This is a genomic window from Variovorax ureilyticus, from assembly GCF_050632185.1.
Taxonomy (GTDB): domain Bacteria; phylum Pseudomonadota; class Gammaproteobacteria; order Burkholderiales; family Burkholderiaceae_C; genus Variovorax; species Variovorax ureilyticus_A.
The window spans coordinates 63972-82276 of record NZ_CP192579.1; the positions used below are offsets into that span (position 1 = coordinate 63972).

Genomic DNA, 18305 nt, shown 5'->3' on the forward strand with positions numbered 1-18305 from the left:
CGGGCTCACCGCGGGGGAAAGACGGGCGTGCGCTTCTGCAGGAAGGCCGTCACACCTTCGGCGAAGGTGGGTTTGTCGAGCAGCTCGCGCTGGCGCTCGCTCTCGTAGTGCAACTGTTCGGAGAGCGTGTGCTGCTCCGACGCTTCGATCGCCTTGCGCGCTTCGAGGACCGCATGCGCCGGCAGGCGCGCGAGGCGTTGGGCGATCTGCTGTGCTTCGAGCAGCAGCAGATCGTCGTCGATGCAGGCCCAGATCAGGCCCCATTGCGCCGCCCTCTCCGCGCCGAGCTTTTCGTCGAGCAGCGCCATGCCCATCGCGCGCGCCGGTCCGACGCGGCGCGGAATGAACCAGGTGCAGCCGAGGTCCGGCACGATCCCGAGCTTGGGCAGGAAAGGCAGATAGAAATACGCGCTGCGCGCCGCGACCACGATGTCGCAGGCCAGCGCCACACCCACGCCCGCGCCGGCCGCGGGGCCGTTCACCGCGCAGACCACCGGCACCGGCAGCGCGCGGATCTCCTCGATCAGCGGATGGCTCATCTGCTGCATCCAGTCGGCGGTGCGGTTGCCGAGCGTCTTGCCGTCATCGGGCGGATTCATCGCGCTCAGGTCCGCGCCCACGCAGAAGGCCTTGCCGGCCCCGGTGAGCACCACCGCGCGAATCTCGGGATGCGTGCGAACTTGCGCGAGACGGTCGCGCAGGCCCTGCTGCAGTTCGAGCGCGATCGGGTTCAGCTTGGACGGCAGGTTGAGCGTGATCGTCGCGATGCCTTCATCGACCTCGTAGAGAACGCTGTCGTTCATGTCACAGCCGCTCGATGATGGTGACGTTGGCCATGCCGCCGCCTTCGCACATGGTCTGCAGGCCGTAGCGCTTGCCGCGCTGGCCGAGCGCGTTGACGAGCGTGGTCATGAGCTTGGTGCCCGATGCGCCCAGCGGATGCCCGAGCGCGATCGCGCCGCCGTTGACGTTGAGCCGGGCCGGATCGGCGCCGAGCTTCTGCATCCACGCGAGCGGCACCGGCGCGAAGGCTTCGTTGACCTCGAAGAGATCGATGTCGTCGATCTTCATGCCGGCTTTCCGCAGCGCGCGTTCGGTCGCCGGGATCGGCGCCTCGAGCATGATCACCGGGTCGTGCCCCATCACGCTCATGTGGTGGATGCGCGCCAGCGGCTTCACGCCCAGCGCCTTCAGGCCGCGCTCGTTGACCACCAGTACGCCGCTGGCGCCGTCGCAGATCTGGCTCGCGGTCGCGGCGGTGCAGCGGCCGCCTTCGGCGATCAGCTTCACGCCCGCGATGGACTCCAGCGTGGCATCAAAGCGGATGCCTTCGTCGATGGTGTGCATCTCGCCGCTCGCGGAGCCGTCGGCGAGGCGGATCTCGACCGGCACGATCTCGTCCCTGAATGCGCCCTCGCGCGTGGCCGCGATCGCGCGCCTGTGGCTTTCGAGGGCATAGCGGTCGAGCGCTTCCTTCTCGATGCCGTAGTTCTTCGCGATCATTTCAGCGCCGGTGAACTGGCTGAACTCCACGCCCGGATAGCGCTTCTGCATCGCGGGGCTCATGTAGATGCCGAGACCGGCCTTCGCGGGCAGCGCATTGGGGGTGAACATCGGCACGCGGGTCATGCTTTCGACGCCGGCCGCGATCACCGCATCCATCGCGCCCGACATCACCGCCTGCGCGGCGAAATGCAGCGCCTGCTGCGACGAGCCGCATTGCCGGTCGACCGAGGTGCCGGGCACCGATTCGGGCAGCTTCGAGGCCAGCACCGCGTTGCGCGCGACATTGGTCGCCTGTTCGCCGACCTGGCTGACGCAGCCGAGGATCACGTCTTCGACGGCGGCCGGGTCGATGCCGCTGCGCGCGATGAGCGCGTCGATGACCTGCGCCGCGAGATCGACCGGATGCCAGCCCGCGAGCTTGCCGCCGCGACGGCCGCCGGCGGTGCGGCCGGTGGCCACGATGAATGCTTCTGCCATGGAGAGTCCTTCGTCCGAGTGATGAGACCCGGCGCGAAGGGCTATTCAAAGCCGGGCAAACGCCGATGGTTCGACGCCCGGCCGGTCAGGTCAAGCCGGGGACATCCCGTGGAGCCAGAGTCGCCAAGGCGACGCCGTGGGGCGCGGGTCCTCCTGTGCGACCGCGACCGAGAGCCGCTTCGCGGAGAAGCGCACGCACGACGTCTCCAGCGCCGCGACCAGCGCGCGTGCGTGCGAGTCGCTTCGGAAATGATCGCCGGGGTTCAGCACGATGTCCCGCCGGTCGTGGTCGATCGTGATCCACACCGCGCCGCTCTGGCATTCGATGTCGACTTCATGCGCATCAGGCAGCGTGAAGATCGCCTTCTTCGGCAGGCTGAGGGAAAGACGTTGCGGACGGGTGTTCATGAAGGCTCCTTGCATTCACTATGCGAATGAATATAGTCATCGCGCCTTCCTCTTTCATACGGTCATTCGGAACTCGTTGCATGCGTCCAGAGAATGCGAAACCGCTGCCGTCACCGATGGCGGACCTGCCGCCGCTGGAGCTTCTGCGCAGCTTCGAGGCCGCCGCGCGCACCCTGAGCTTCACCGCGGCCGCGGGCGAGCTCTTCGTCACCCAGTCCGCGGTCAGCCGGCAGATCCAGCAGCTCGAGGCGAGCTTGGGCGTGATGCTCTTCGAGCGCCGCCATCGCGCGCTCGCGCTCACCGAGCCGGGCCGCATCTACCAGCGGGCGGTCGTCGAAAGCCTGGAGCGGTTGCGCGACGCCTCGGCCCGCGTGCGCGCCGCGCCGGCGCCGCGACAGGTCGCGCTTACCACCACGCCGGGCTTCGCGTCCCTGTGGCTCATTCCCCGTCTTGCGCGCTTCACGGCGGATCATCCGATGGTCGACGTTCGCGTCTCGGCCACGCTCGACGTGCTGGACCTCGAACGCAGCCGCATCGATGTCGCGGTGCGCTTCGTGCCGATCGAGCGTGGCACCGGCCCTACGCTGTTCGAGGAGTCCGTGATGCCGCTGTGCGCGCCGCGCGTGGCTGCCGCGCTGCATGCGCCGGGCGATCTCGTCGACCAGACCCTGCTCACCGTCGACCTGCCGAACCACGCCGAAGCGCCTACCGCCGATTGGGAGCCGTGGCTCGAAGTGATGCGCCTGACCGACCTGCGCATGAAGAACACCATGCGCTTCACGCAGTACGCAGACGCGGTCGCCGCTGCGGTGGCGGGCCAGGGCGTGGTGATCGGGCGGCTTCCGCTCTTGCGCGAGCTGGTGCGTTCGGGCCAGCTCGTGGCGCCTTTCGACGCGGGGGCGGCATCGCGCAGGGGTTATTTCATCGAGACATCGCGCCGCGCCCCGAACAACGCGGATGCGCAGGATTTCGTGCGTTGGCTGCGCGCCGAGGCCGCGGCTGCGCAGAGTGGGTGAACAAGCGCATTAAAGTGGAGGGCTTGGCCGTTTTGGCGGTCCTGCATCCACCCACCCGATATTCCGATGACTTCGACGATCGACAACGACGCTGCCGCGCCCGCGGCTCCTGCTGTACCTGCGGCGCCTGGCGCACCTGACGCGACTGCCGCTCCCAGAAAGCGCCGCCGCCGTGGTGGCTCGCAGAAGGCCGGGCCTGCCGACGCGAAGGCCGCCGACCAGCAAGCTGCGCAGCAAACCACCCAGAAGGCCCCAAAGACCCAGAAAGGCCAGAAGCCCGCGCGCAAGGTGCACCCGGTGCTCGAGCGCCTCTTCGAGCTCTACCCGAAGATGTTCGGCGCGCGTTTCCTGCCGCTCAAGCTCGGCGCCTACCAGGACTTGCTCGCGGCGCATCCCGACGAGTTCAAAAAGGAAGACCTCAAGATCGCGCTCGGCTTGCATGCGCGCTCCACGCGCTACCTGGAAGCCGTTGCCGCCGGCGAGCAGCGGCATGACCTGAACGGCGTGCCCGTCGAACCGGTCGCGCCGGAGCATGTGCATCACGCGATCCTTGAGGTCTTCAAGCGCCGCCGAGCACGCACCAGCGAGGACCTGCGCCCCAAGCTGCGCGAGCGGCTCGTCGCGGCCATCGAGGCCTCGGGCCTTTCGCGCGAGGAATACGTTCTCGCGATGCGCGGCGGCGACGAGACGTCGAATGCAGTGCTCGATGAAGCCTTCGCGGAGGTCGGCGCGCGCACCGCGAAGCGCGAGGCGCTTCGCCGCGCTTTCGAGGCCAGCGGCAAGTCCGTCGCGGAATTCGCCGAGATGTACGGCATGAAGCCAGTGGAAGTCGAGCGGACCTTGCAGCAAGCGGCAGCACAGAAGACCGCGTAACGATCCGGCGCACCAAAGAAAAACGGCACCCCGGGGTGCCGTTTTCTTCATGCGCAGGTGCGGATCAGGCCCCGGCCTTGACCTTCAGCCGCCACGCATGCAGCAGCGGCTCGGTGTAGCCGCTCGGCTGCTCGACGCCCTTGAACACGAGATCCTGCGCCGCCTTGTACGCGAACGAGGTGCCGAAGTTGCCGGCCATGTTCTTGTAGAGCGGGTCGCCGGCGTTCTGCTGGTCGACCACCGCGGCCATGCGCTGGAAGGTCGCATCGACCTGGGCCTTCGTCACCACGCCATGCAGCAGCCAGTTGGCGATGTGCTGGCTCGAGATGCGCAGCGTCGCGCGGTCTTCCATCAGGCCGATGTTGTGGATGTCGGGCACCTTGGAGCAGCCCACGCCCTGGTCGATCCAGCGCACCACGTAGCCCAGGATGCCCTGCACGTTGTTGTCGAGCTCCTGCTGGCGCTCGGCTTCGGTCCAGTTCGCCGAGGGTGCGACCGGCACCTTCAGCAGGTCGCCCAGGATGTTGTCGCGCTCGGCGTCGGCATCGATCTGTTCGAGCTGCTTCTGCACGTCGGCCACGCTGACCTGGTGGTAGTGCAGCGCATGCAGCGTCGCGGCGGTGGGCGAGGGCACCCACGCGGTGTTCGCGCCGGCCTTCGGGTGGCCGATCTTCTGCTCGAGCATGGCGGCCATCAGGTCGGGCATGGCCCACATGCCCTTGCCGATCTGCGCCTTGCCGCGCAGGCCGCACGAGAGGCCGACCAGCACGTTGTTCTTCTCGTAGGCCTGGATCCACGGCGTGGTCTTCATGTCGCCCTTGCGCAGCATCGGGCCGGCGTACATCGCGGTGTGCATTTCGTCGCCGGTGCGGTCGAGGAAGCCGGTGTTGATGAAGGCCACCCGCGCGGCGGCCTCGGCGATGCAGGCCTTGAGGTTCACGCTGGTGCGGCGCTCCTCGTCCATGATGCCGAGCTTCACCGTGTTGGCCGCAAGGCCGAGCACCTTCTCGACGGCGCCGAACAGCGCGCTCGCAAAAGCGACTTCAGCCGGGCCGTGCATCTTCGGCTTGACGATGTAGACGCTGCCGGTGCGCGAGTTGCCCTTGCGCTTGAGGTCGATGGTCGCGATGGTCGTGGTGATGACCGCGTCCATGATGCCTTCGGGAATCTCCTTGCCGCCCTCGTAGAGGATGGCCGGATTGGTCATCAGGTGGCCCACGTTGCGCACGAACATCAGCGAGCGGCCGTGCAGCTTGACCGGCTTGCCATCGGCGCCGGTGTATTCGCGGTCGGGATTCAGGCCGCGGGTGAAGGTCTTGCCGCCCTTGGTGACCTCCTCGGTCAGCGTGCCTTGCAGGATGCCGAGCCAGTTCGAATAGGCGAGCACCTTGTCTTGTGCGTCGACCACGGCCACCGAGTCCTCGAGGTCGAGGATGGTCGAGAGCGCGGCTTCGAGCACCACGTCGCTGACGCCGGCCGCATCGCTCTTGCCGATCGGCGTGCTGCGGTCGATCTGGATGTCGAGGTGGATGCCGTTGTGCTTGAGCAGCACCGACTTCGGCGCGGCCGCATCGCCCTGGTAGCCGATGAACTGCTCGGGGTTCTTGAGGCCCGTGCTGCTGCTTTGCAGTGCGACGACCAGCTTGCCGTTCTCGATCTTGTAGCCGGTCGCGTTCTTGTGCGAGCCGTTCTCCAGCGGCGCGGCCTGGTCGAGCACGTTGCGCGCGAATTCGATCACCTTCGCGCCGCGCAACGGGTTGTAGCCCTTGCCCTTTTCGGCGCCGCCGGTTTCGGGAATCGCGTCGGTGCCATAGAGCGCGTCGTACAGCGAGCCCCAGCGTGCGTTCGCGGCGTTGAGCGCATAGCGCGCGTTCAGGATCGGCACCACGAGCTGCGGGCCGGCCTGCAGCGCCAGCTCGGCATCGACATTGGCGGTGGTCGCCTTCGCGTCCCTGGGTTGCGGCAGCAGGTAGCCGATCGATTCGAGAAAGGCGCGGTAGGCCGGCATGTCGGCGATCGGGCCGGGGTGCGCCTTGTGCCACTTGTCCATCTCGGCCTGGATACGGTCGCGCTCGGCCAGGAGCGCGATGTTCTTCGGCGCGAACTCGCTGACGATCGCGTCGAAGCCCTTCCAGAAGGTGGCGCTGTCGACGCCGGTGGCGGGCAGCACGGTGTCTTCGATGAAGCGGTGTAGCTCGTTGGCGACCTGGAGGCCGTGGACTTGGGTGCGGGCGGTCATGGTTTCTTTCTCCTGGGGGAATGCGGGATTCAGCCGGGAACTTTATTCGATACCTGGCTGGCGAGTAATAGTCGAAATCGGGTTTGATTGATGACCAAAATGAGGGTAATCGGGGCGGGGCTCCGTCATCCACGAGGTTACGCCGGGCGGTCGCCGGCTTCCAGCGCCGGGCGCTACCGTCGAGCGAGAATTCCATGCAACCACTGAAGACAGTTCCAATGAATCCTCCCGACAAGCTGCCCTACGCCGGCGTCCGCGTCGTCGAATTCACCCACATGGTGATGGGGCCGACCTGCGGCATGCTGCTGGGCGACCTCGGCGCCGAGGTCATCAAGGTCGAGCCGATCGCGGGCGACGACACCCGCCGGCTGCTGGGGTCGGGCGCGGGCTTTTTCCCGACCTTCAACCGCAACAAGAAGAGCATCGCGCTCGACCTCAAGCAGCCCGAGGGCGTCGAAGCCGCGCTGCGCCTGATCGCCACCGCCGACATCGTGAGCGAGAACTTCAAGCCCGGCACGATGAAGAAGCTGGGGCTCGACTACGAGAGCCTGCGCAAGCTGAATCCGCGGCTCATCTACGTGAGCCACAAGGGCTTCCTGCCCGGCCCCTACGACCACCGCACCGCGCTCGACGAAGTGGTGCAGATGATGGGCGGCCTCGCCTACATGACCGGCCGCGTGGGCGACCCCTTGCGCGCCGGCACCAGCGTCAACGACATCATGGGCGGCATGTTCGGCGCGATCGGCGCGATGGCCGCGCTGCGCCAGCGCGAGCGGACCGGCAAAGGCTGCGAGGTGCAATCGGCGCTGTTCGAGAACAACATCTTCCTCGTCGCGCAGCACATGATGCAGTTCGCCGCCACCGGCAAGGCCGCCGACCCGATGCCCAGCCGCATCTCGGCCTGGGGCATCTACGACGTCTTCACCGTGAAGGACGGCGAGCAGATCTTCCTCGCGGTGGTCAGCGACAAGCAATGGGCGATCTTCTGCAAGGCGTTCGGGCTCGACGAGATGTGGGCCGATCCGCGCCTTGCCACCAACAACGACCGGGTGCTCGCGCGCGAATGGATGATGCCGGTCCTGCGCTCGCGCCTCGCGGATCGCAGCGCGGCGGAACTCAGCGCGGTGTTCGAGGAGAACGAACTGCCTTTCGCGCCCATCACCAAGCCGCAGGAGCTGTTCGATGATCCGCACCTCAACGCCACCGGCGGCCTTGCGCCGGTGCGCATGAACGACGGCAGCGAGTCGAGGGTGCCGCTGATGCCCTTCACCCTCGGGGGCGAGCGGCTGGGCATCCGCCAGCAGCCGCCGCTGATCGGCGAGCACACCGACGAGCTGCTGCGCGAGGTCGGCTACAGCGACGCGCAGATCGGCGCGTTGAAGTCGCGCGCCGTCGCGCGGGGCTAGCAACGCGCTCCATGGACAGACTCAAGCAACTCGAAACCTTTGTCTTGATCGCCGCGCGCGGCAGCCTCACCGCGGCGGCCAAGGCCGAAGGCGTGGCGCCGGCCATCGTCGGGCGGCGCATCGATGCGCTCGAAGAGCGGCTCGGCGTCAAGCTGCTGATTCGGACCACGCGGCGCATCACGCTCACGCACGAGGGCAGTGCGTTCCTGGAGGATTGCCAGCGGCTCCTGACCGAGCTCGCCAACGCCGAGGCGAGCGTGAGCGCCGGAGGCGTCAAGGCCAGCGGCCATCTGCGCGTGACCGCGCCGGCGGGCTTCGGGCGCCGGCATGTTGCGCCGCTGGTGCCGCGCTTTCACCAGCTGCATCCGGAAGTCACCATTTCACTCAACCTCAGCGACCGCGTGGTCGACGTGGCCGGGGAGAACTTCGATTGCGCGGTGCGGGTGGGTGATCTGCCGGATTCGTCGCTTGTGAGCGTTCGCCTCGCCGACAACCGGCGCCGCTGCGTCGCGACGCCGGAGTTCGTGCGCCGTCATGGTGCGCCGAAGCATCCGTCGGAGCTGGCGCGCTTCGATTGCCTGAGCCTGTCGAGCGATGCCTCGCAGACGCGCGGCTGGGCGTTTCGCGTGCCGACCGGCCAAGGCGAGCACGAGGTCATCCATCTCAAGCCTTCGGGCCCGCTCGATTGCTCGGACGGCCAGGTGCTGCACGACTGGTGCCTCGCCGGCCACGGCATCGCGTGGCGCAGCACCTGGGAGGTCGAAGCGGAGATCGACGCCGGCCTGCTGGTGCCGCTGCTCGACGATTTCGCGGCGCCGCCGAACGGCATCTTCGCGGTCTTCCCGCAGCGCAAGCACCTGCCGCTGCGGGTGCGGCTGTGGCTCGATTTTCTGAAGGCGCACTATGCGCGTCCGGAGTTCTGGGGCGGCACAATCGCTCGGCCGTCGACAACCGAGGAATCTCATCAATGACGCTCGAAGCCATCCTGGCGTACCTGCATATCCTGGCCATCCTGACGATGGTGGTCTTCATCTCCAGCGAGGCGGCGTTGTGCCGGGTCGAATGGATGAATGCGGCGGTGGTCGAGCGGCTCGGTCGGGTCGACAGGGTCTACGGCATCGCGGCCATCGCCGTGCTCGCGACCGGCGTCGCGCGCACCTGGTGGGGCATGAAGGGCACGGCGTGGTACTGGACCAACCCCTTGCTGCATCTGAAGCTGACGCTCTTCATCGTCGTCGGCCTGCTGTCGATCCGGCCGACGATGACCTATTCGCGCTGGCGCAAGGCGTTGCGCTCGAGCGGCGCGCTGCCGGCCGAGGCCGAGGTGCGCAAGACGCGCAAGCAGGTGATGGTCCAGGCGCACATCATCGCGCTGATCCCGCTGGCCGCGGTGTTCCTCGCGCGCGGCTTCGGCGCCAGGAGCTAGCGCGATGTCGCCGGCGACCTCCAGGGCGCTGTTCGCCGGCACCATCTTCACCAGCGCCTTCCTGCTCTTTCTCGTCCAGCCGCTGATCGCCAAGCAGATCCTGCCGTGGTTCGGCGGCTCGGCGGCGGTGTGGTCGATCTGCATGGTGTTCTTCCAGGTCGTGCTGCTGGCGGGCTATGCGTATTCCGACTGGGTGACGCGGCGGCTGGCGTCCCGTGCCCAGGCGCGACTGCACGTCGGGCTGCTGCTGGCGAGCCTCGCATTCCTGCCCATCGTGACGAATGCGCGCTGGAAGCCGACCGGCACCGAGGACCCGACGCTGTGGATCCTCGGTCTGCTGCTCGGCACGATCGGGCTGCCTTATTTCCTTCTGTCGACCACAGGTCCGCTCGTGCAGTCCTGGGTCGCGCGCACACCTTGGGGCACGCAGGTCTACCGCTACTTCTCGCTGTCGAATTTCGCCTCGCTCGCCTCTTTGCTGGCCTACCCGGTGGTGATCGAGCCGCGCAGCTCGCTGGTGCAGCAGGCGTGGGGCTGGTCGGCTGGTTATGCAGCGTTCGTGCTGCTGTGCGCCGGCACGGCGCTGCACGTCTCCCGGCGCTGGCCGGCCCCGTTGCCGGTCGCGGCGTCCGGCGCGACCGTTGCGCCATCGGCCGGACCGGCGGCAGGCGACTACCTGATGTGGCTGGCGCTGCCGGCGCTCGGGTCCTGGCTGCTGCTGGCGATCACCAACCACCTCACCCAGAACGTCGCGGCGATTCCCTTCCTCTGGGTGCTGCCGCTGTCGGTGTACCTGCTGACCTTCGTGCTGACCTTCGAAAGCGACCGCTGGTATCGCCGCGCGGTCTTCGTGCCGCTGGCCGCAGCGATGCTCGCACTGTGCGCCTTCGGCCTGCAGGACAGCCTCGGGACCAATCTGCGGACCGCGCTGCCGATCTATGTCGTCGGCCTGTTCGCGCTGTGCATGTTCCTTCACGGCGAGATGGCGCGGCTGCGGCCGGGCGGGCCGTATCTCACGCGCTTCTACCTGATGCTGTCGCTGGGCGGCGCGCTCGGCGGCGTGAGCGTCGGGCTCGTCGCGCCGCACGTGCTGCCGGCCTACTACGAGCTCGGCGTGGGACTGACGCTGTGCGCGCTGATCGCCGCGGTGCTGTGGCGGCAGCGCCGCGTGGGCATGGTCGCGTCGCTCGGCCTGGCCGCCGCGTGTGCGTGGTTCCTGGTGTTGCAGGTGGCGGGGGACGCGGCGGGGGCGCGGCGGATGCAGCGCAACTTCTACGGCACGCTGCTCACGCTCGATACGTTCCGTGGCGATCCGAAGGAGAAGGTCCGCCAGATGTACCACGGCTCCGTCAAGCACGGCGAGCAGTACCTTGCGGCTTCTCGCCGGCACGAGCCCACCACCTACTACGGCCGGTCGTCCGGCATCGGCCTCGCGATCGAATCCGCACCTGCGAAAGGTCGCCGGGTCGGCCTAATCGGCCTGGGCGCCGGCACGCTGGCCGCCTATGGGCGGACCGGCGACGTCTACCGCGTCTACGAGATCAACCCCGAGGTGTTCACGCTGGCCGACAGTGAATTCAGCTTCCTCGCCGACAGCCGTGCCCGCATCGAGCGCGTGCTCGGCGACGCGCGACTGGCGCTGGAGCGCGAAAGCCCGATGTCCTTCGACGTGCTCGCGGTCGATGCCTTTTCGGGGGATTCGGTGCCGATCCACCTGATCACCTGCGAGGCGATGGACATCTACTGGAAGCACATGAAGCCGGATGGCATCGTGGCGTTCCATGTCACCAACCGCTTCCTCGCGCTCGCGCCGGTGGTCGAGAAGATCGCGCTGGCGAAGGGCCTGCACGTCGCCTTCGTGCACGACGAGCCGGCCGACCCGGCGCTGCGCAACACCGACTGGGTGCTCGTCGCGCGCGACCCGGAGGTGCTCAAGCGCGAGCCCATTCGCGGCGCCAGTTCGGACATCGCGCCGATCCCAGGCCTGCAGGCCTGGACCGACGACTACAACAACCTGTTCAGCGTACTGAAGTAAGTCTCGAACGAGCGGCCGGCGCAGCCAGGCCCGTTCGGTGAACCCCGCGGAACCGGCTTCGCCGGGCCGCTAGGGTTGCCCCTGGAAGGGGTGGAGAGCGACACGAAGTGCGCGAGCCTGGGGGTCAGCCCTCCTTTTCGCACTTCTTCATGAAGCTGTTCTTGGCTGCGCCTGCCAGCGCCTTGCCGTTCTTGTCGACGGCCTTCGTGGCACAGGTGGCCGCTGCGGCCGCCTTGGCGTCCTTCTCGCATTTCTTGACGAAGCTGTTCTTGGCGGCGCCGCTCAGTTTCTTATCGGCGGCCTGGGCGTCGCAGGTCTGCGCGTGAGCCACACCGACGAAGAGGGAGGCGCCCAGGGCCAGCACGGAAAGGAGTTTTTTCATGATGGAAGAATCCTTGAGGATGGGTTGCGACAGGTGGTCCCCCGCCGCCGGGGCTGTCCACCCTAACGGCCCATGTTGACTCTTGGATGACGATCGTCACAGATCGTCATCCTGCCCTCGTAAAATCCCGCGATGCTATTGGTCAAACAGGAGCTGCTCGCGGCACTCGCGGACACGCTCGAATCCCTCTCGCCCGGCGCCGGCAGCAAGGCCGCGTTCGAGTCCCCCAAGGTCGCGGCGCATGGCGACTTCGCCTGCACGGCGGCCATGCAGCTCGCCAAGCCCCTGCAGCGCAAGCCGCGCGAACTGGCGGAACAGATCAGCGCGGCGCTGATGGCGACGCCCGTGTTCGCCCAGTGGGTGGATGCGATCGAGATCGCCGGCCCCGGCTTCCTCAACATCCGCCTCAAGACGGCCGCCAAGCAGCAGGTCGTGCGCGAGGTGCTCGCCGCGGGTGACCACTTCGGCGAACAGCCCAAGGATGGCGAGCGCGTGCTCGTCGAGTTCGTCTCCGCCAACCCGACCGGCCCGCTGCACGTCGGCCACGGCCGCCGAGGCGGCGCTCGGCGACGCGATCTGCAACCTGCTCGCCACGCAGGGCCACGACGTCTATCGCGAGTTCTATTACAACGACGCCGGCGTGCAGATCCAGACGCTGGCCAACAGCACGCAACTGCGCGCCAAGGGCCTCAAGCCGGGCGACGCCGGCTGGCCCGAACAGGCCTACAACGGCGAATACATCGCCGACATCGCCGCGGACTTCAAGGCGAAGAAGACGGTGCGCTCGGACGACCGCGAATTCACCGCGAGCGGCGACGTCGAGGACATCGACTCGATCCGCCAGTTCGCCGTCGCCTATCTGCGCCACGAGCAGGACCTGGACCTCAAGGCCTTCCAGGTCCGCTTCGACAACTATTACCTCGAGTCGAGCCTCTACACCAGCGGCCGCGTCGAGGCGACGGTCAAGAAGCTGGTCGACGCCGGCAAGACCTACGAGCAGGACGGCGCGCTGTGGCTCAAGTCGACCGAGTACGGCGACGACAAGGACCGCGTCATGCGCAAGGGCGACGGCACGTACACCTACTTCGTGCCCGACGTGGCCTATCACATCGCCAAGTGGGAGCGCGGCTTCCACAAGGTGGTGAACATCCAGGGCACCGACCACCACGGCACCATTGCGCGCGTGCGCGCCGGGCTGCAGGCGGCGGGCGTGGGCATTCCGGCCGGCTATCCCGACTACGTGCTGCACACCATGGTGCGCGTGATGCGCGGCGGCGAAGAGGTCAAGATCAGCAAGCGCGCCGGCAGCTACGTCACCTTGCGCGACCTGATCGAATGGACCAGCACCGACGCGGTGCGCTTCTTCCTGCTCTCCCGCAAGCCCGATACCGAATACACCTTCGATATCGATCTCGCGCTCGCGCAGAACAACGACAACCCGGTCTACTACGTGCAGTACGCGCATGCGCGCATCTGCTCGGTGCTCGCGGCGTGGGGTGGCGATGTGGCATCGCTCAAGGACGTCGACCTGTCGCCGCTGCAAAGCCCGGCCGCGCAGGCGCTGCTGCTGCAAATCGCGAAATACCCGGCCATGCTCACCGGTGCGGCCAAGGACTTCGCACCGCACGACGTCACCTTCTACCTGCGCGAACTGGCTGCCGCCTATCACAGCTATTACGACGCCGAGCGCATCCTGGTCGACGAGGAACCCGTCAAGCTCGCGCGCCTCGCGCTGGTCGCCGCCACTGCGCAGGTGCTGCACAATGGCCTGGCAGTCCTTGGCGTGAGCGCGCCGCAGAAGATGTGATTTCGACTCCCACCATGAAGCAAAGACAAAGCGGCAACACCGTCATCGGCCTGATCATCGGACTGGTGCTCGGCCTGGGCGTGGCGCTGGGCATCGCGGTCTATGTGACCAAGGTCCCGATCCCGTTCATGACGAAAACCCAGCGCGGCGGCCCCGAACAGGACGAAGCCGAGGCGCGCAAGAACCGCGACTGGGACCCGAACGCGCCGCTTGCGGGCAAGTCCGCCCAGCAGCAGCCCGCGCGTCCGCCCGCGACGACCGCGAGCGCGAGTCCGACGACCGCCGCGCCCCAGCCGGCCACCGTCGGGCCGCTCAACCCATCAAGTGCCCCGGTGCCCGTCGTGGTGGCCCCGGGCGCCAAGAGCACCGACACCGCCCCCGCGCGCCCGCGCACGGCGCCGGTTCCCGCCGAGGCGAACGCGACGCCGTCGAGCGATCCGCTCGGCGACCTTGCCCGCGCGCGCGCCGGTATCGGTGGCCCCGGCACGACCACCGCTCACGCCAGCGCGGGTTCGAGCTCGGGCGCCGATCCGTTCATCTACTTCGTCCAGGCCGGCGCGTTCCGCACCTCCGAGGACGCGGAGGCCCAGCGCGCCAAGCTCTCGCTGATGGGCGTCGAGGCCAAGGTGACCGAGCGCGAGCAGGCCGGCCGCACCGTCTACCGGGTGCGCGCGGGTCCTTTCAACAAGAAGGAAGACGCCGACCTGCTCAAGGAGCGGCTCGACGGTGGCGGACTCGAATCCGCGCTGGTCCGGGTCCAGCGTTGACATTTCTTTACTTCGCGTGTCCGGGGAACTCGCCCCGGAGCGCAGGCTCTTTCAGCCGCAAAGGAGAATTTCATCAATGAAACGTCGTGACTTTTCGCTGGCCGCTGCTTCGCTCGGTCTTCTTCCCCTGGTTTCCCACGCGCAGCAGCGCCCGCCCAAGGCCGGCACCGACTACATCGTGCTCGGCAAGCCGATGCCGGTCGATGCACCGGCCGGCAAGGTCGAGGTGGTGGAATTCTTCTCGTACAACTGCCCGCACTGCGCCGCCTTCGAGCCGCAAATGGAAGCCTGGGTCAAGAAGCTGCCGCCCAACGTGGTCTTCCGGCGCATCCCGGTGCCCTTCGTGGGCAACGACACAGAAGCCAAGCAGCGCCTCTACTACACGCTCGAGGCGATGGGCAAGGTGGATGAATTCCAGCCCCAGATCTTCGATGCCATCCACAAGCAGCGCCAACCGCTGTTCGGCGACGCGGCGATCCTCGCGTGGTCCGAGAAGCAGCCCGGCCTGGACGCCAAGAAGTTCGCCGAGCTGTTCAAGTCCTTCTCGGTGGTCGGCAAGGCCAAGCGCGCGGCGCAGCTCACCAACGACTACCGCGTGGCCGGCGTTCCGGCGTTGGGCGTGGCCGGCCGCTGGTACGTCGACGGCGACACCGCCGGCTCGCTCGACCGTGCGCTGCAGGTCGTGGACTACCTGATCGGCGAAGCCAAGAAGGGCTGAGCGCATCGCCGGGGACGGTCGCTCCGGTCGTCCTTCTTCCTCGAAGAGCCCGCCTTGGCGGGCTTTTTCATCCTGGCCGCGAAACCTGTCCAACGGACGCATACAATCGTGCTGCAAGTTTCGTGCCTTATGAATTCGCCATCCCACATTCCCCCTTTCGTCATCTCTGCCGCGCGGTCCTGCTGGCCCTGGCATTGGCGGGTGTCGGATCGGTCGCCCAGGCTGAAAAGGCCGACCGGGCCAAGCCGATGAACATCGAGGCGGACTCGATGCGTTACGACGACCTCAAGCAGACCAGCGTCTTCACCGGCAACGTGGTCGTCACGAAGGGCACGATCATCATCCGCGGCGAGCGCATCGACGTGCGCCAGGACCCGGAGGGCTACCAATACGGCGTGGTCACCGCCGCACCCGGCAAGCTCGCCTACTACAAGCAGAAGCGCGACGCCGGCAGCGACGAGTGGATCGAGGGCGAAGCCGAAACCATCGAATACGACAGCCGCGCCGACAACGTGAAGTTCATCCGCCGCGCGGTCATGCGCCGCCTGATCGGCGCGACGCCCAACGACGAGAGCAGCGGCCCGCTGATCGTCTACGACCAGAGCAACGACACCTTCACCGTCAACGGTTCCGGCTTGCCGCCGAATGCCGGTGTAGCGAGTCAGCCGAGCGGGCGCGTGCGCGCGATCCTGACGCCGAAGCCCGCCGCGCAACCTGCGGCCGGCGACAAGGCGCCCCCGCCGGCGGCCGAGGCGCCCGCTCCGGGCAAGGGCCTGCGCGCGACAACCACCCTGGGCGGGGAAGCAAAGAAGTGATCGAAACCGCTGGCTTCAACGAGAGCGCGGATTTCGCCGGCAGCCGCCTCGAGGCGCGCGGCCTGCAGAAGTCCTATGGCAGCCGCAAGGTGGTCAAGGACGTGTCGCTGGGCGTGCAGAAGGGCGAAGTGGTCGGCCTGCTCGGCCCGAACGGCGCGGGCAAGACCACCTCGTTTTACATGATCGTCGGGCTGGTCCGTGCCGATGCCGGCGAGATCACCATCGACGGCGAGCCGATCGCGCACATGCCGATCCATCGCCGTTCGCGCATGGGCCTGAGCTACCTCCCGCAGGAAGCCTCGATCTTCCGCAAGCTCACGGTGGAGGAGAACGTCCGCGCCGTGCTCGAACTCCAGCGCGAACCCGATGCCGGCGGCCGGCCGGTGGCGCTGTCGAAGCAGCGCATCGAGGAGCGCCTGGCCGAACTGCTGGCCGACCTGCGCGTCGACCACCTGCGCGATTCTCCGGCGCTGGCGCTGTCGGGCGGCGAGCGCCGGCGCGTCGAGATCGCCCGTGCGCTCGCCACGCAGCCGCGCTTCATCCTGCTCGACGAGCCGTTCGCGGGCATCGATCCGATCGCGGTCATCGAAATCCAGCGGATCATCAGTTTCCTGAAGGAGCGCGGCATCGGCGTGCTGATCACCGATCACAACGTGCGCGAGACCCTCGGCATCTGCGATCACGCTTTCATCATCAGCGACGGGCACGTGCTGGCGCAGGGCACGCCGTCGGAGATCGTCGACAACGCCGAGGTGCGTCGCGTCTACCTCGGCGAGCATTTCCGTATGTAAGGCGGGGACTTCAGGGTCGTCATGAAACAGGGTCTCTCGCTGCGGGTTTCGCAGCATCTCGCGCTGACTCCCCAGCTGCAGCAGTCGATCCGGCTGCTTCAGCTCTCCACGCTGGAGCTCTCGCAGGAAGTCGAGCAGATGCTCGACGAAAACCCCTTTCTCGAGCGCACCGTCGAGGAAGCGCCGCGAGAGGAATTCGGCCTTGAAACCGCCGATGCACCGGTGCGCGAAGACGATCGGCTCGCGGAAAGCGAAGGCGACTTCGCCAGCGCCGCATCGTCTTCAGTGTCCGACACCGCCACGGCGACCGGCGAGGCCGAGCCCGCAGTCGCCGAGAGCTTCGACGGCGAACCCGACTGGGAGGGCGACGGCACCGTCGACCTCGCGCCCGACGACAGCGAATGGGGCGGCGATGCACCCGCGCGCACCAGCAACCAGGGCGACGACGAGCGCGCCGACGCCACCGAGCTCGCGCGCAGCCAGGAGTCGCTCCAGTCCTACCTGCACCGGCAGGCGCTGGCGCTGCGGCTCAGCGAGACCGACAGCGCCGCGCTGCGCTTCCTGATCGAATCGCTCAACGACGACGGCTATCTCGAAGATTCGCTGCCCGCGCTGGCCTCTGGGCTGGCCGGCGACGACAACGACCAGTTCGACGACCTGGTGCACCACTTCCAGGTCGCGCTCGGCCTGCTGCAGAGCCTGGAGCCCGCGGGCGTGGGCGCGCGCAATCTCGGCGAGTGCCTCACGATCCAGCTTCGCGCCCTCGCGCACGAGGACGAGACCGAGGAGGAAGAGCAGATCCGAAAGACCGCGATCGCGATCTGCAAGCAGCCGATGGAGCTGCTCGCCAAGCGCGATTTCAAGCGGCTCGCCACGCTCACCCACAGCAACGAAGAGGAAGTCCGCGCGGCGCTGCAGCTCATCGCCAGGCTCGAACCCAAGCCGGGCCGCCGCTTCGTGGACGTGGAGCGCAACGTGATCGTGCCCGACGTGATCGTCACGCGCGTGGGCAACGGCAGCAACGCGAAGTTCCGCGTGATGCTCAACCCCGAAGTGATGCCGCGCCTGCGCGTGCACGACATCTATGCCGGCGCGCTCAAGCAGCACAAGGGCGAGGGCAGCCAGGCGCTGTCGCAGCGCCTGCAGGAGGCGCGCTGGTTCATCAAGAACATCCAGCAGCGCTTCGACACCATCCTGCGGGTGTCGAACGCGATCGTCGAGCGGCAGAAGAACTTCTTCGTGCATGGCGAGCTCGCGATGCGCCCGCTGGTGCTGCGCGAGATCGCCGACGAGCTCGGCCTGCACGAATCGACCATCAGCCGCGTGACCACCGCCAAGTACATGGCGACGCCCTTCGGCACGGTCGAGCTCAAGTACTTCTTCGGCTCGGCGCTCGGCACCGAGACCGGCGGCAACGCATCGAGCACCGCGGTGCGCGCGCTCATCAAGCAGTTCGTCTCCGCCGAGGACCAGAAGAAGCCGCTCTCGGACAGCCAGATCTCCGAGATGCTCAAGGAGCAGGGCATCGAGTGCGCGCGCCGCACCGTGGCCAAGTACCGCGAAGCCTTGCGCATCGCGCCGGCGAATCTCCGCAAGGCGCTCTAGGGGGTGCTCACGGCTACTGGGTGTTGATCGCCTC

16 protein-coding genes and 1 pseudogene are annotated in these 18305 nt (G+C 67.6%); 12 read left to right on the forward strand and 5 right to left on the reverse strand.

Going from position 1 to position 18305, the window contains the following annotated elements:
• Positions 1-5: 5 nt before the first annotated feature.
• From ACQ858_RS00280 to ACQ858_RS00290, 3 genes are all read right to left on the reverse strand, one after another.
• Positions 6-803 (reverse strand): enoyl-CoA hydratase-related protein, encoded by a 798-nt coding sequence (locus tag ACQ858_RS00280; RefSeq protein WP_431274917.1) that lies wholly within the window; start codon positions 801-803, stop codon positions 6-8.
• Between the two features lies 1 nt (position 804).
• The gene (locus ACQ858_RS00285; protein WP_431274918.1) at positions 805-1983 is read right to left on the reverse strand and encodes an acetyl-CoA C-acetyltransferase; all 1179 of its coding nucleotides are present in this window, start codon (positions 1981-1983) and stop codon (positions 805-807) included.
• A 90-nt stretch (positions 1984-2073) separates the two neighbouring features.
• Positions 2074-2391: a DUF2917 domain-containing protein gene (locus tag ACQ858_RS00290; protein WP_431274919.1), complete on the reverse strand. Its 318-nt coding sequence runs from the start codon at positions 2389-2391 to the stop codon at positions 2074-2076.
• Positions 2392-2471: 80 nt separating this feature from the next.
• Between ACQ858_RS00290 and ACQ858_RS00295 the strand changes: the two genes are divergently transcribed.
• Positions 2472-3407: a LysR substrate-binding domain-containing protein gene (locus ACQ858_RS00295; protein ID WP_431274920.1), complete on the forward strand. Its 936-nt coding sequence runs from the start codon at positions 2472-2474 to the stop codon at positions 3405-3407.
• Between the two features lie 66 nt (positions 3408-3473).
• Positions 3474-4280, forward strand: coding sequence for a ProQ/FINO family protein (locus tag ACQ858_RS00300; RefSeq protein ID WP_431274921.1), 807 nt, complete (start codon positions 3474-3476; stop codon positions 4278-4280).
• A gap of 64 nt (positions 4281-4344) precedes the next feature.
• Here ACQ858_RS00300 and ACQ858_RS00305 read toward each other — a convergent pair whose 3' ends face one another.
• On the reverse strand, positions 4345-6519 hold the full coding sequence (locus tag ACQ858_RS00305; RefSeq protein ID WP_431274922.1) for a malate synthase G: 2175 nt from the start codon (positions 6517-6519) through the stop codon (positions 4345-4347).
• Between the two features lie 218 nt (positions 6520-6737).
• On the opposite strand from ACQ858_RS00305, the gene ACQ858_RS00310 reads away from it, so the two are divergent.
• The 4 genes from ACQ858_RS00310 to ACQ858_RS00325 are packed head-to-tail and all read left to right on the forward strand — an operon-like array spanning position 6738 to position 11386.
• Complete coding sequence (locus ACQ858_RS00310; RefSeq protein ID WP_431274923.1) at positions 6738-7925, forward strand: CaiB/BaiF CoA transferase family protein; 1188 nt, start codon at positions 6738-6740, stop codon at positions 7923-7925.
• Positions 7926-7936: 11 nt separating this feature from the next.
• Complete coding sequence (locus ACQ858_RS00315) at positions 7937-8896, forward strand: LysR family transcriptional regulator (protein WP_431274924.1); 960 nt, start codon at positions 7937-7939, stop codon at positions 8894-8896.
• Complete coding sequence (locus ACQ858_RS00320) at positions 8893-9351, forward strand: DUF2214 family protein (RefSeq protein WP_431274925.1); 459 nt, start codon at positions 8893-8895, stop codon at positions 9349-9351. The genes ACQ858_RS00315 and ACQ858_RS00320 overlap by 4 nt, the downstream gene beginning before the upstream one ends.
• A 4-nt stretch (positions 9352-9355) precedes the next feature.
• Entirely contained in the window at positions 9356-11386 is a 2031-nt protein-coding gene (locus tag ACQ858_RS00325; RefSeq protein WP_431274926.1) for a spermidine synthase, read from the forward strand.
• A 124-nt stretch (positions 11387-11510) separates the two neighbouring features.
• Here ACQ858_RS00325 and ACQ858_RS00330 read toward each other — a convergent pair whose 3' ends face one another.
• Complete coding sequence (locus ACQ858_RS00330; protein WP_431274927.1) at positions 11511-11768, reverse strand: hypothetical protein; 258 nt, start codon at positions 11766-11768, stop codon at positions 11511-11513.
• Positions 11769-11900: 132 nt separating this feature from the next.
• Here ACQ858_RS00330 and argS point away from each other — a divergent pair.
• The 6 genes and pseudogenes from argS (at position 11901) to ACQ858_RS00360 (ending at position 18271) form a co-directional block, all read left to right on the forward strand.
• Positions 11901-13575: pseudogene (argS, locus tag ACQ858_RS00335) on the forward strand (arginine--tRNA ligase).
• Positions 13576-13589: 14 nt separating this feature from the next.
• A complete protein-coding gene (locus ACQ858_RS00340) occupies positions 13590-14342 on the forward strand; it encodes an SPOR domain-containing protein (RefSeq protein WP_431274928.1) in 753 nt (250 codons plus the stop codon).
• A 76-nt stretch (positions 14343-14418) separates the two neighbouring features.
• Positions 14419-15060, forward strand: a complete 642-nt coding sequence (locus ACQ858_RS00345; RefSeq protein WP_431274929.1) for a thiol:disulfide interchange protein DsbA/DsbL — start codon at positions 14419-14421, stop codon at positions 15058-15060.
• A gap of 140 nt (positions 15061-15200) precedes the next feature.
• Positions 15201-15875 (forward strand): lipopolysaccharide transport periplasmic protein LptA, encoded by a 675-nt coding sequence (gene lptA / locus ACQ858_RS00350; protein ID WP_431276938.1) that lies wholly within the window; start codon positions 15201-15203, stop codon positions 15873-15875.
• Entirely contained in the window at positions 15872-16666 is a 795-nt protein-coding gene (lptB, locus tag ACQ858_RS00355; protein ID WP_431274930.1) for an LPS export ABC transporter ATP-binding protein, read from the forward strand. Before lptA ends, lptB begins: the two co-directional genes overlap by 4 nt.
• Positions 16667-16687: 21 nt before the next feature.
• Positions 16688-18271: an RNA polymerase factor sigma-54 gene (locus ACQ858_RS00360; RefSeq protein ID WP_431274931.1), complete on the forward strand. Its 1584-nt coding sequence runs from the start codon at positions 16688-16690 to the stop codon at positions 18269-18271.
• The last annotated feature ends 34 nt before the right edge of the window (positions 18272-18305 follow it).

Bases quoted from the DNA above. Each gene is read 5' to 3' on its own strand.
- ACQ858_RS00280 (WP_431274917.1), bottom strand. From the start codon at position 803: ATGAACGACAGCGTTCTCTACGAGGTCGATGAAGGCATCGCGACGATC.
- ACQ858_RS00285 (WP_431274918.1), bottom strand. From the start codon at position 1,983: ATGGCAGAAGCATTCATCGTGGCCACCGGCCGCACCGCCGGCGGCCGT.
- ACQ858_RS00290 (WP_431274919.1), bottom strand. From the start codon at position 2,391: ATGAACACCCGTCCGCAACGTCTTTCCCTCAGCCTGCCGAAGAAGGCG.
- ACQ858_RS00295 (WP_431274920.1), top strand. From the start codon at position 2,472: ATGCGTCCAGAGAATGCGAAACCGCTGCCGTCACCGATGGCGGACCTG.
- ACQ858_RS00300 (WP_431274921.1), top strand. From the start codon at position 3,474: ATGACTTCGACGATCGACAACGACGCTGCCGCGCCCGCGGCTCCTGCT.
- ACQ858_RS00305 (WP_431274922.1), bottom strand. From the start codon at position 6,519: ATGACCGCCCGCACCCAAGTCCACGGCCTCCAGGTCGCCAACGAGCTA.
- ACQ858_RS00310 (WP_431274923.1), top strand. From the start codon at position 6,738: ATGAATCCTCCCGACAAGCTGCCCTACGCCGGCGTCCGCGTCGTCGAA.
- ACQ858_RS00315 (WP_431274924.1), top strand. From the start codon at position 7,937: ATGGACAGACTCAAGCAACTCGAAACCTTTGTCTTGATCGCCGCGCGC.
- ACQ858_RS00320 (WP_431274925.1), top strand. From the start codon at position 8,893: ATGACGCTCGAAGCCATCCTGGCGTACCTGCATATCCTGGCCATCCTG.
- ACQ858_RS00325 (WP_431274926.1), top strand. From the start codon at position 9,356: ATGTCGCCGGCGACCTCCAGGGCGCTGTTCGCCGGCACCATCTTCACC.
- ACQ858_RS00330 (WP_431274927.1), bottom strand. From the start codon at position 11,768: ATGAAAAAACTCCTTTCCGTGCTGGCCCTGGGCGCCTCCCTCTTCGTC.
- ACQ858_RS00340 (WP_431274928.1), top strand. From the start codon at position 13,590: ATGAAGCAAAGACAAAGCGGCAACACCGTCATCGGCCTGATCATCGGA.
- ACQ858_RS00345 (WP_431274929.1), top strand. From the start codon at position 14,419: ATGAAACGTCGTGACTTTTCGCTGGCCGCTGCTTCGCTCGGTCTTCTT.
- ACQ858_RS00360 (WP_431274931.1), top strand. From the start codon at position 16,688: ATGAAACAGGGTCTCTCGCTGCGGGTTTCGCAGCATCTCGCGCTGACT.